Source organism: Terribacillus saccharophilus (genome assembly GCF_046592895.1).
Taxonomy (GTDB): Bacteria; Bacillota; Bacilli; order Bacillales; family Amphibacillaceae; genus Terribacillus; species Terribacillus saccharophilus_D.
The window spans coordinates 202,519-215,024 of record NZ_JAWVPU010000005.1; the positions used below are offsets into that span (position 1 = coordinate 202,519).

The 12,506-nt window shown below is 44.8% G+C and carries 11 protein-coding genes; 3 read left to right on the forward strand and 8 right to left on the reverse strand.

Annotation, left to right across the window (positions count from 1 at the left end; translation table 11 throughout):
• Position 1: 1 nt before the first annotated feature.
• From SFC66_RS15610 to SFC66_RS15620, 3 genes are all read right to left on the reverse strand, one after another.
• The gene (locus SFC66_RS15610) at positions 2–142 is read right to left on the reverse strand and encodes a lipoprotein (protein ID WP_411219655.1); all 141 of its coding nucleotides are present in this window, start codon (positions 140–142) and stop codon (positions 2–4) included.
• 153 nt (positions 143–295) lie between these two features.
• Positions 296–937: an SDR family oxidoreductase gene (locus SFC66_RS15615; RefSeq protein WP_411219656.1), complete on the reverse strand. Its 642-nt coding sequence runs from the start codon at positions 935–937 to the stop codon at positions 296–298.
• Between the two features lie 19 nt (positions 938–956).
• Positions 957–2,414 carry an aldehyde dehydrogenase family protein gene (locus tag SFC66_RS15620; protein WP_411219657.1) on the reverse strand — a complete coding sequence of 486 codons (1,458 nt, stop codon included), beginning with the start codon at positions 2,412–2,414 and terminating at the stop codon, positions 957–959.
• A gap of 184 nt (positions 2,415–2,598) precedes the next feature.
• Between SFC66_RS15620 and SFC66_RS15625 the strand changes: the two genes are divergently transcribed.
• Both SFC66_RS15625 and SFC66_RS15630 read left to right on the forward strand, forming a co-directional pair.
• A complete protein-coding gene (locus tag SFC66_RS15625) occupies positions 2,599–3,150 on the forward strand; it encodes a PepSY domain-containing protein (RefSeq protein ID WP_411219658.1) in 552 nt (183 codons plus the stop codon).
• 99 nt (positions 3,151–3,249) lie between these two features.
• On the forward strand, positions 3,250–3,999 hold the full coding sequence (locus SFC66_RS15630; protein WP_411219659.1) for an SDR family oxidoreductase: 750 nt from the start codon (positions 3,250–3,252) through the stop codon (positions 3,997–3,999).
• Between the two features lie 48 nt (positions 4,000–4,047).
• Here the strand turns inward: SFC66_RS15630 and SFC66_RS15635 are convergent, their stop codons facing one another.
• The 3 genes from SFC66_RS15635 to licT all read right to left on the reverse strand — a co-directional run bounded on the left by SFC66_RS15635 (position 4,048) and on the right by licT (position 8,481).
• Positions 4,048–5,478, reverse strand: a complete 1,431-nt coding sequence (locus tag SFC66_RS15635; RefSeq protein ID WP_411219660.1) for a 6-phospho-beta-glucosidase — start codon at positions 5,476–5,478, stop codon at positions 4,048–4,050.
• Positions 5,479–5,522: 44 nt separating this feature from the next.
• Complete coding sequence (locus tag SFC66_RS15640) at positions 5,523–7,439, reverse strand: beta-glucoside-specific PTS transporter subunit IIABC (RefSeq protein ID WP_411219661.1); 1,917 nt, start codon at positions 7,437–7,439, stop codon at positions 5,523–5,525.
• 196 nt (positions 7,440–7,635) lie between these two features.
• Complete coding sequence (gene licT / locus SFC66_RS15645; protein ID WP_411219662.1) at positions 7,636–8,481, reverse strand: BglG family transcription antiterminator LicT; 846 nt, start codon at positions 8,479–8,481, stop codon at positions 7,636–7,638.
• Positions 8,482–8,814: 333 nt separating this feature from the next.
• Here licT and ystJ point away from each other — a divergent pair, with 333 nt between their 5' ends.
• Complete coding sequence (ystJ, locus tag SFC66_RS15650; protein WP_411219663.1) at positions 8,815–10,053, forward strand: NADP-dependent malic enzyme; 1,239 nt, start codon at positions 8,815–8,817, stop codon at positions 10,051–10,053.
• 41 nt (positions 10,054–10,094) lie between these two features.
• Here the strand turns inward: ystJ and SFC66_RS15655 are convergent, their stop codons facing one another.
• Together SFC66_RS15655 and SFC66_RS15660 are read right to left on the reverse strand one after the other, a co-directional pair.
• Entirely contained in the window at positions 10,095–11,540 is a 1,446-nt protein-coding gene (locus SFC66_RS15655; protein ID WP_411219664.1) for an NADP-dependent glyceraldehyde-3-phosphate dehydrogenase, read from the reverse strand.
• 289 nt (positions 11,541–11,829) lie between these two features.
• Positions 11,830–12,414, reverse strand: coding sequence for a TetR/AcrR family transcriptional regulator (locus tag SFC66_RS15660; RefSeq protein ID WP_411219665.1), 585 nt, complete (start codon positions 12,412–12,414; stop codon positions 11,830–11,832).
• Positions 12,415–12,506 lie beyond the last annotated feature (92 nt).

Sequence of the window (12,506 nt, forward strand, 5' to 3'; positions counted from 1 at the left end):
GTTACCTCCCACTATCTTTTTCTTCCTTTCCATTGACCCTTTCAAAAGAGAAACCATCTTTCCTTTCGTCCGCCTCTTCTATTTCAATGGAGCATCCTGCTAATATCACAACTAGTAAAATCAAAGAAAGTAATCTTTTCACACTTACCCTCCCAGAAACTGTATTTAGTAAGTCTACGCGAATAATTGCGGGGAGGATTCGTTTATTTGAACTATTTTACAATCGACTTATACATGATTCCGGGATAAAAAAAAGACCGCTACTACTTAGCGGCCTTCTTTCATCTGTATTCATTTAGTAAATATCTTCTACCGGTGTATCTCCAGCAAGCAAGCTGACAATCTTTCCTTCTGCTTTCTCATTCCCGATTGCTGCAACGATGGCACGTGCCACATCTTCACGCGGGATTTGTGTTGTCTTGAATCCAGATGGGTCGGTCGTGACCTTACCAGTACCCGCATCATCAGATAGTCCGCCTGGACGCAGGATGGTATAATTCAGTTCGCTGCCTTGAATGATTTGATCAGCGTAATGTTTCGCGATGTAATATGGCTTCATGCTCTCACTCCACTCTTCTGGAGAGTCAGCATGGATGGCACTGACCATGATGAACTGTTTGGCACCAATCTTTTCGGCAGCTTTCACCGACTTCGCAGCTCCGTCCAAATCGATCGCCAGAGTCTTATCGGCTCCAGTGCTGCCGCCAGATCCTGCTGTGAACACAACGACATCAGAACCTTGAATGGCGTCTGTGATCGCGTCCACGTTATCCTCCAAGTTCAAGAATACTGGTTTGACGCCTTTTTCTTCGAAATATCCGAATTGTTCTTCCTTGCGAAGTCCTACAGATACTTCATGCTCATTCTTTTCATTCAATACGTTAACTAAGTTTTTTCCCACTTTACCGTTTGCTCCAATAATAAATACTTTGCTCATCTTAATCCCTCATCTCTGTTTATTTTAAGAAGTTGTCATAATCCGTGCGATCGTTTTGGACACCGATCCATTTTGTTTCGGTGAACTCTTCCAATGCCCATTTGCCATTGAAACGGCCAAGACCGGACTGCTTCACCCCGCCGAATGGCGCCTGTGGTTCGTCATTAATGCTCTGGTCATTCACATGAATCATGCCTGTTTCGACCCGTTTGGCGATCAGTTCACCACGTCCGACTGTGGAATGCACAGCTCCGGAAAGACCATAAGGATGCTCATTGGCCATTTCGACTGCTTCATCTTCTGTTTCGAATGTAATGATCGGTGCGATTGGTCCGAATATTTCTTCGGCTGCAAGCGGAGACTGGTTGTCCACTTGATTGACGACAGTAGGCTCCAGTACATTGCCATTCCAATTGCCGCCTGTCAGGACATTTGCCCCAGCATCGACTGCGCGCTGCAGCTGCTCTTTTATGCTTTCCACTTGCTGCTGATTTATAATCGGTCCTACTTGCGTGTTTTTATCTGCAGGGTCACCGTATCGCAGTTCTTTCACTTTTGCAACGAACTTGCTCGTGAATTCCTCTGCAACAGATGCTTGAACAAGGATACGGTTCAACGCGATACAAACTTGTCCTTGGTGATAGAACTTACCATAAACCGCGGATTCCACCGCCGCATCGATATTGGCGTCCTCCATCACGATGAGTACGTTATTGCCGCCCAGCTCCAGTGCTGTGCTTTTCAGTTCAGCTGCAGCAAGGGAAGCGATATGCTTGCCGACTCCAGTGGATCCCGTAAAGGAAATCAGTCGCGGAGTCGGGTGTTTGACAAAGCTGTCCCCGATTTCAGAGCTCTTACCGCTGACAAGATTGATCAAACCTTTAGGAGCTCCAGCTTCCTCAAACAACGCTGCCACAAGTGAACCAGCTGTGACTGTTGTATCCTTGGAAGGCTTGATCACGACACCATTTCCTGTCGCCAGTGCGGCCGCAACAGAGCGCATTGTCAGATGAAGCGGGAAGTTCCATGGACTGATGACTCCGACTACTCCGAGCGGTTCCTGATAGACCTTGTTCACTTTGCCGGGAACATGGGAAAGGAATACCTCCCCTTTCATGCGATTCGGATATGATGCAGCCTCTTTCATGAAATTGACTGCAGTGGCGATTTCACCGACAGCTTTCCGATACGTACTGCCTGCTTCCTTGATCAGCCATTCGATGAACAGCTCTTTTTCACGCTCGATGATCTGAATCGCCTTCTCGATCAGCTCACGCTTCACTTGCGGCGGCTGCTGCGCCCATTGCTTCTGTGCTCTTGCTGCCGCTTTATAAGCTTCATCCACGTCATCCTCATTTGCCCCTTGGATGGTAAGCAATGTTTCTCCTGTATATGGATTGATATTTTCAAACGTCTCTTCACTATTTCCTTTGCGCCATTCACCGTCTATATAAAGTAAATCGAATTGCTTTTGCATGATTGATAACGCCTCCTTAGGAATTGTCTCGACTTAGAGACGATTCCCCTTGTACAGGAGATTAAACAAGTCATCTGTGAAATGTCTTTTCCTTTTCTCAGCGTTTTCTAATTTTCACTTCATGCTGCTCTAAGATCCGTTGGATATAGTAATACCATAACAACGAACAAGGAGATGGGATGACATGAAAAGAAGGAATCTACTAGCAAGCGGTTTAGCAATTGCCATCGCGGCAGGGTTGGGTTTTGGTTTCCATCACGTAAGCGCCGATGATGATAAAGTGCCAACTGATACGAAAGTAAACCTGAATCAAGCAATCGATAATGCAAACAAAGAGCAAACTGGGACTGTCACGAGCGTAGAGCTTGATACAGCAAGAGATGGGCAGGCTTATTATGAAGTGGACGTAAAAGAAGATAAAGCGGAATATGACCTGCGCGTGAATGCAGATGACGGTTCTGTCGAGTCACGGAAAGATAATGATGATGACGACGACAGCAACCAAGTCACAGAGCCAAAAATAGACATCAAGACAGCAGCTGAAACAGCTTTGGCACAAGAAAAAGGCGCTACACTGACAGACATCGACCTAGATGAGGATGACGGCAGACTGGAGTACGACGTGGAGCTTCGTACCGATAGAGATGAAATCGAAGTAACCGTGGATGCTGAGTCCGGAGAAGTGACATATACAGAAAAAGAATCCATCAATGATGACGATGGTGATGATGATTGATCAGCAAGAGTCTCCCTTCGGAGGCTCTTTTTCAGGTTTCAGATTTTCCAGAAAGGTTATTAGTAGGGAAATCAGTCAATCAAAAGGAGCATACCAATCATGAGTGAAAACATTCAAGATAAGGTCGTCATCATCACTGGTGCTTCCAGCGGTATCGGTGAAGCAACTGCAAAAGAATTGGCAAGCCACGGTGCTAAAATCGTCCTTGCCGCCCGCCGCGAAGAGCGTTTGCAGGAGCTGGCGCTGGCAGATACCATCAATAAGGATGGCGGAGAGGCTGTCTATCAAGTGACGGACGTTACCAATCAAGATGAAGTCGAACAACTGGCACAGCTCGCGCTTGATACGTATGGTCAAATCGATGCCATCTTCAACAACGCCGGACTCATGCCATTATCCTTCCTGCATAAAAAGCAGATTTCCGAGTGGGATACAATGGTGGATGTGAATATAAAAGGCGTGCTGTATGGTATCGCTGCCGTTCTTCCGCATATGCGCGAGCGAAAACAAGGGCATATCATCAATACTTCTTCTGTAGCCGGACATAAAACAAATCCTGGATCAGCCGTTTATTCTGCTACTAAGTTTGCTGTACGCGCCATCACGGAAGGCTTGCGTCAGGAGGAAGCAGAAAACAATATCCGCACGACAATCATCTCCCCGGGAGCCATCAAAACAGAACTTCCGGACAGCATCACAGATGATGAAATCCGTGAAAGCATGGGTGAGACATTGGATGCAGCTGTCACACCCGACAGCATTGCCCGAGCTGTCCGTTATGCTTTGAGCGAGCCGGATGATGTTGCAGTCAATGAACTGCTCATTCGCCCGACAAAACAAAAAGGCTGATTACAATGAAACAGCACCTTCCCGGATGGTCCGGTGAGGTGCTGTTTTTTAGGCATCCAAGTTTGCGCCATTTGTTTCAATGACTTTCTTATACCAATCAAAGCTGCTCTTTTTGATTCTTTTCAAGGAACCATTTCCTTCATTATCTTTATCTACATAGATATAACCATATCTTTTCTTCATTTCCCCCGTGCTCGCACTGACCAAATCGATCGGTCCCCAGCTTGTGTAGCCAAGTATCTCCACACCATCTTCTATTGCCTCGCCCATTTGCTCCAGATGTTTTTGCAGATAGTCGATCCGGTAGGTATCTTCAACTTTTCCTTCTTCATTGACTACATCAACTGCACCCAAGCCATTTTCCACCACGAACAATGGCTTTTGGTAACGGTCATAAAGCTGATTTGCCGTTATCCGGAAGCCTGTCGGATCAATCGTCCAGCCCCACTCCGATTTCGGCAGATACGGATTTTCGACTGATCCAAATACATTTCCGGAAGTCGTTTTCTCAAGCACTTTCGGATCTGTGCTGGTAGTACGGCTTGCATAATAGCTGAAGCCGATGTAATCGACAGTGTGGCGCAAAATTTCTTCATCCCCAGGTTCCATCTCGATGACAATGTCATTATCTTTGAAAAAGCGCTTCGCATATCCAGGATAAGCACCTCGTGCCTGCACATCAATAAAGAAGAAGGAATCTCTATCTCGGTCCATCGCATCCAGATAATCATCCGGATTTGCCGAATAAGGATAAGTCGTACCAGCAGCCAGCATACAGCCGATCTTTGCTTCCGGAATGATTTCGTGGCATCGCTTTACAGCCAATGCACTAGCAACCAGCTGATGATGAGCTGCTTGATATTGAGTTTGCTTTTTGTCATCACCTTCATTAAAGACCAGACCAGCCCCGACAAACGGCAAATGCAGAAGCATATTGATTTCATTGAATGTCATCCAGTACTTCACTTTGTCTTTGTATCTTGTAAATATGGTTTCTGCATATCTTTCAAAAAAATTCACAAGCTCGCGGTTGCGCCAGCTTCCATAAGTTTTTACAAGATGGACCGGCACATCGAAATGTGCCATCGTAACAACTGGCTCGATCTCATACTTTAGCAATTCATCAAACAACTCATCATAAAATTGCAACCCTTCTTCATTCGGCTGTTCTTCATCCCCCTGCGGGAAGATGCGGGTCCAAGCAATGGAGACCCGCAATGCCTTGAACCCCATCTCTGCGAATAAAGCGATATCCTCTTTATAGGTATGATAAAAACCAATCGCCTCATGTGAAGGGTAATAGGAATCTTCAATTGGCTCAAGTGTATCAAGATTACCTTGCATAATTGAAAATCTGTCTTCTCCTATCGGCAGCAAGTCTACTGTTGTCAGCCCTTTCCCACCTTCTCGATAGGCACCTTCCACTTGATTGGCCGCGACAGCTCCCCCCCATAAAAATCCGTCCGGAAAAATAGTCATATTCTTTGCTCCCCTCTATCATAATATCTATTGACCCACGCATTCTATATATTCAGGGTAAGAAGCGGCTCTCCCCATTTCACTTGTTTCTCTTCCGTAGCTGCAACCAAACTGTAACCCTTTACATCTGTCACAACAACAGGTGTCGCTATATCGAATCCAGCATCCTGTATACTTTCCAGATCAAACGTAATCAGCAGCTGGCCTTTTTCGACTCGATCCCCTTGCTGCACTTGCGCGTCAAAGAACTTTCCGTCTAACTGCACTGTATCCATTCCGATATGGATAAGAATCTCGACTCCATCATCTGTTGTAATTCCAATGGCGTGTTTTGTCGGGAATAATGCAGATACAACGCCAGAAGCAGGAGCGTATAATTTACCTTCTGATGGAATGATCGCTACCCCTTTACCGAGTGCTCCAGAAGCAAATGCTTCATCCTTGATTTCTGTTAACGATACGACGGAACCTTGAAACGGGCTTGAGATTACAGCATTTCCGACCGCTAACTTTTCTTCCTTCTGAATCGTCTTTGCTGGCTCCCCGACAGTATCTGGCTTGTTATTTTCCTTTGTGAAGCCAAATAGCATCGTCAGTACGAATGCACTCACAAATGCCACTCCAATCGAGATGAATGATCCCCAGAAACCTAAATCAAAACCGTTTGGACCGATGAATGTAGGGATTTGGAAGATGCCGAGTCCCCCTGTCATATATCCTGTCGTTTTCGTTATACCTAAAGCTGCACCACCTAAAGCACCACCGATACAACTAATGATGAATGGCCTTTTCAGCGGCAATGTAATACCATAAATCGCTGGTTCCGTCACACCAAAGATACCTGAAATAAAGGCTGGGATACTCAACGTTTTAAGTTTTTTCTGCTTGATACGGAACCAAACAGCCAATACTGCACCGATTTGGGCAAAGGAAGCAGCAAAGACTAATGCCAATACTGGATCTCCGCCGTAAACGGACAAGTTATTGATGGAGATCGGGACAAGTCCCCAATGCAAGCCGAAGATTACGAAAATCTGCCAGAAGGCACCTAGGAACAAACCAGCAATGATTGGACTTAAGTCATAAATGCTAAGTGTTGCTTGCCCGATCAGCTGTCCTGCCCACGTAGCGATTGGACCGATAATCAAGAATGTTAACGGCACAACCACAAGCAGCGTCAAGAACGGTACAACAAACGTCTTGATGACACTAGGTACAATCTTCGCAAAGCCTCTTTCCACTTTCGCTGCAAAGAATGTCGCCAAAATGATTGGAATAACTGAGGATGAATAAGTCATCAAGATAACCGGCATCCCCAAGAAAGTGATATGCACAGGTGATTCAAACAGCGTACCGCTGAATAATGTATACAGCGGATCACCCGTTGTAAGACCGGATAATGTCGGATAAACAAGTGCTGCCCCAATAGCCATCCCGATAAAATGACTGCCGCCGAACTTCTTCATCGCGGTATAACCCAAGAAAATCGGGAAGAAGTAGAACAAGGAATCGCCGATAGCGTTAAGGATCTGATAGGTTCCAGATTCTTCTGGATATACCCCAAAAGCAAGGAACATGGCGTTAAAGCCTTTGATCATACCTGTTGCAGCTAGAACACCAAGTACAGGTGTAAATATGCTCGAAATGATATCAATGAATTTATTGAAAGGGTTCGTATCCTTGTCTTCTTCTTGCGAGACTTGCTCATTGCCTGTAAAACCACCAACATGTGATACTGCATTATAAACATCCGGTACATGGTTGCCGATGACAACCTGATACTGTCCGCCACTCTTCAGAACGGTGACAACATCATCCATGTTCTTCAATGCTTCGGTATTTGCTTTATTTTCGTCCTTCAACTTGAAGCGCAAACGAGTGATACAATGGACAACGCTGTTGACATTTTCGCGGCCGCCGACTTGTTCCAGGATATCTTTAGCCAATTGTTCATACTTCATCTTAATCCCACCTTTTATTGGAATTAGGCAAATAAAAAACCTGATTAGTTTGGCGCACAAATTGTGCCTGCCAAGCTAATCAGGTTATGCCCTATTAAGGTAACATTCCTTCGAAGGATATTCAGCTGATACCTAAAATGTATCATCCCCACCCTCAAATGTCAACGCTTACATTTGCAATTTATTTACCTTTATTTTACTGTGATCGTTTTGTCAGGCGATGAATATGGACAGTCAAATACAATTGCTCATCCTGCGTAAGCCCAGCGTTATACTTTTCCTGCAAATAGAGATCCATTCTTTCCGTACATTGGAATGCATCTCCATACTTCAAGCGCACTTGATCATATAGGAATGATTCAGCCAACTCAGGAAGTCTTTCATCCCGCAGAAAACGAACCGCAAAAAAACGCAAGTGTGTAAGGAACCGCTCATAATTGACAGAACTCTCATCCAAATTGCCTTTTAGGTGATAAGTAACTATATTCAGCAAGTTGCTGACCATTTCCGTCACTTGGACAGCCGTCATCATATGCTCGCCTGTCAGCTGACTGTTCACCAAATGCAATGCGATGGATGCTGCTTCATCCTCCCCTAGTTTATAACCTGTATCCTCTTCGATGATGTCCAGTGCTTTCCATGCAATCTTATATTCTTGTTTATAATATTTCCGTATCTCCCAGACAAGCGGGTTCTTCAAGGTAATCCCTTGTTTCACCCTGCTGATGGCAAAACTCAGGTGATCAGTCAATGCTACGTATAGATATTCATCCAGATCGTACGGGAGATGACCGCGTGCGTATTCGACTATCTTAGCGGCAATATTAAGATAAAAGGGAGAAACATCACGCAACAGCGTCTCCAATTTATCCGTCACGCCTGATTTTTCTAAGATGAATTTCTTTTCAATTTGCGATGCATCTACCGGGTCCCCGATCTTTTTCTTAAAAGCCAAACCTCTGCCCATCACGACCAATTCCTGATTCTTGTCATTCCTTGTGACCACGACACTATTGTTCAGGATTTTTTCTATCTTCATCATCTTCCCCCATTTCAATCACAGAATGAAAAAAACCCAAATTCACACATAGCAATTCGCTGCTTGTGCAAATTCAGGTTTTGCCCGCAATGCGGTAACAATCCTCGTTCAATTTGTAAACGCTTTATATAGAAAATATCATAGCGATTTTTTCCTGTCAATTGGCTTATCGTATAACGGATTGCTACTTTCTTTATTTATACTATCATTTATTTTAATTATAAAATGGAAATTACAAGCCAATTAATCGCTTTCCTGCTCTGCAGAAAGGTATAATCGAAGCTGGTATAGAAATCTACTATTAGATATTTACATATACAGAAGGGATGTAAGAGGATGAGTAATCTACGAGAAGATGCACTGAAAATACACCGTGAAAATAAAGGGAAACTGACGATGAAGTCGAAGATCCCTGTCCGCAATGCGACGGATTTGAGCCTTGCTTATTCTCCTGGTGTCGCGGAACCTTGTAAAGAAATCCACCAAAACAAGGATGACGTGTACGAATACACGATGAAAGGCAATATGGTTGCGGTTGTCAGTGACGGTTCTGCCGTGCTTGGCCTTGGAAACATCGGTCCGGAAGCATCCCTGCCGGTAATGGAAGGAAAATCCGTTCTATTCCAGAGCTTCGCAGGTGTGGACAGCTTCCCAATCGTACTTGATACAAACGATGTGGACGAAATCGTTCGTACTGTGAAATTGATGGCACCAACATTTGGCGGTGTGAACCTGGAAGATATCTCTGCACCTCGCTGCTTCGAAATCGAAGAGCGTCTAAAAGCAGAGACGGATATTCCAGTATTCCACGATGATCAGCACGGTACGGCAATCGTAACAGTTGCTGGTTTGCTGAACGCGTTGAAATTGGTAGGCAAAAGCTTCGATAACATCAAAGTTGTCGCTAATGGAGCTGGCGCTGCTGGTATCGCAATCATCGAATTGCTGCACAGCCTTGGTGTAAACAACGTCATCATGTGTGATTCCAAAGGTATGATCTACGAAGGTCGTCCGGAGGGCATGAACAAAATGAAAGACCGCGTAGCGAAAATCACAAACCGTGATCGTCAAGAAGGCAGCCTGTCTGACGCAATTAAGGATGCAGACGTGTTCATCGGTGTGTCTTTGGCCAACCTACTGTCCAAAGACGACGTACGCACAATGGCAAAAGATCCGATCATCTTCGCAATGGCGAACCCTGATCCGGAAATCCTGCCAGATGATGCAAAAGAAGCAGGTGCCCGCGTAATCGGTACTGGCCGCTCCGACTTCCCGAACCAGGTGAACAACGTACTTGCCTTCCCTGGTATCTTCCGCGGTGCCCTAGATGTTCGCGCAACTGGCATCAATGAAGAAATGAAGATTGCCGCTGCGAAAGCAATCGCAGAATTGATCGACGAAAGCGACTTGAACGAAGACTACGTCATCCCAGCTCCATTCGACCCACGCGTCGCTCCAGCTGTTGCCAAAGCAGTAGCGAAAGCAGCGATGGATACTGGCGTCAACCGTATTACAGTTGATCCAGAAGAAATTGCTGAGAAAACACGTCAGCTTACAATCATCGACGAAGACTAAGCATAAAAAAGAGGAATCCCGCGGGATTCCTCTTTTTTATATTATTTATCCAAGTTCAATACTGTCAGTTTCTCTCTTGTCATGGAAAGGATGCTGTTCGCAATACCTTGTGTGCCCATACCGGAACCTTTCACTCCAAGGAATGGGAAATGGTCAGGGCCGCGCTCTGTGCGTCCGTTGATCTGGACAGCACCAGTTTCCAGTTCATTCGCGATATAGAAGGCTTTATCCACATCACGTGTGAAGATGCTGGCTTGCAAGCCATACTCGGATTTATTGGCGATCTCGATTGCTTCCTCATCGGAACCAACACGGATGACAGGCAGTACAGGACCGAATGGTTCTACCCATGCCACATCCATATCCTCTGTTACATGATCAAGCAAAGTAGGATATATCAAATTGTTTTCACGTTTGTTACCCGTAACAAGTGTCGCGCCTTTTGCCAATGCATCATCAATCAATGCTTGCACGCCATCAGCTGCTTTACTATCGATCAATGGGACGACAGTGTTACCATCTTCCGGTGATCCGACAGCGAGTTTTTCCACTTCAGCCTGCAGTTTTGCAACCAGTTCATTTGCCACATCATCATGGACCAGAACGCGTTTGATTGCAGTACAACGCTGACCAGAGTAAGAAAATGCGCCGCTGATGATATTTTTCACTGCTTTTTCAAGATCCGCATCTTCGCGGACGATACCAGGGTCCTTACCGCCAAGTTCAAGGACGACAGGCTTCATACCAGCGATTTTCGCCAAGTTCTCACCTGTTTTGGTTCCTCCCGTGAAGGAAACCATGCTAATATCTTTATGCTCCACAAGGAAGTCACCGATGACAGAACCGCGGCCAGTGACGATGTTTACCACACCTGCTGGGAAGCCAGCCCGGTCGAGTGCTTCCATCATCTTGATACCGCTTAGTGCGCCTTGCGTTGCAGGCTTGAAGATGACTGTATTACCGGAAATAAGAGCTGGAGCCAATTTCGATGCTGATAGATTTACTGGATAGTTGAATGGCGAGATTGCCAGAACTACACCTAATGGTACTCTGTCTACAATCCCAACTTTGGAACTGGAACCACCCGGGAAACGGTCGCCTCTCATACTTTCGCCATTGGTATGCAATGCTTCCTGTGCAGTATAACGGATGTAATCATATGTCCGCTGCACTTCACTTTTGGCATCTTTCAAGCTCTTGCCGACTTCAAGCATCATCGTTTGTGCCAATTCATCCTGAATCGCGAGCAATTCATCAGCCCATTTATAAAGCAACTCAGCTTTTTCCTGCAAAGAAACCTTTGCCCATGCTTTTTGTGCTTGCTTTGCAGACTGGATTGCCGCAGCTGCCTCTTCCTGAGACAATGCCTGTACAGTACCAACGGCGCCTTCTTTGTAAGGAGACAGTATTTCCACCACATTTCCAGTGGTGCTTTCTTTCCATTCGCCATTCACATAATAGCGTTGTGCTGTAATTGTTGACTCCATTCCTTTTTCCTCCTCGTGTTGCAGTTAGTTTATTTAATTAAAAAACTTAAAAAAGTTTCTGACACTCATTCTACTACTAACATTTTTATAATGGAATCATTTTGCTCAAAAAATATAAATTAATTTTTTCCGTAATATCAAGGTTCCTGAGTATATAACATATGAAATTAGTATGTCATTATCATTATAAAAATCTTCCGGGTGATGAGTTGCAACCCATAATTTTTACTAGAAAAAAGCATACTTTTTTAACTAAAAAAAGAGAAGGGCAGCTTCTGCCCTTCTCTTCTTACACACATAATTCATCTACATATTCCGTCAATAATTCTCCAGCATACTCACCTGAAAAACGTTCTGGATCAAAAAATCGGTGGATCGCCAGTCCATCGATCAGTGCATATAATTTTTCCGTTTCCTTGTTTATATCCTTCCCTTTCTTCAGCACATTATTTTCTTCGAGCAATACCAGTAAGCGCTGGACGACTTCCCTGATTCCGTCAGTCTGTTGAAAATCGTTTCCCTGTTTGTATTTAAAGTGCATCGTAAATGCGAACCATACCTGCATCTCGGCCATCGTATTTGAATCCATCGGAAGAAGCTCCAGCAACACTTTTATGGCAAGCTGCTTTGGCGGCAATGGCTGCTGAATGACTTGCATGATCCGATCTTGGCAGCGGGTTTTGACAAGTTCCATCGCGTATTGCAGCAGTTCTTCCTGCGTTGTGAAATAATGGCGCAGCGACCCCAATGATAAATCTGCTTCTTTAGCTATGTTGCGCACTGATGCGGCTTCGATACCACCATCCAGGATGACCTTCCACGTTGCTTTGGCTATATTCTGTTTTCTTGCTTCATGATCGATTTTTTTTGGCATAGCTTTACTGTAGCAAACATTGTTTTTTAAATCAATTTATTTAATACACTTGTATCACATAAAGCATCGTGTTAGCATAATATTACAACTGT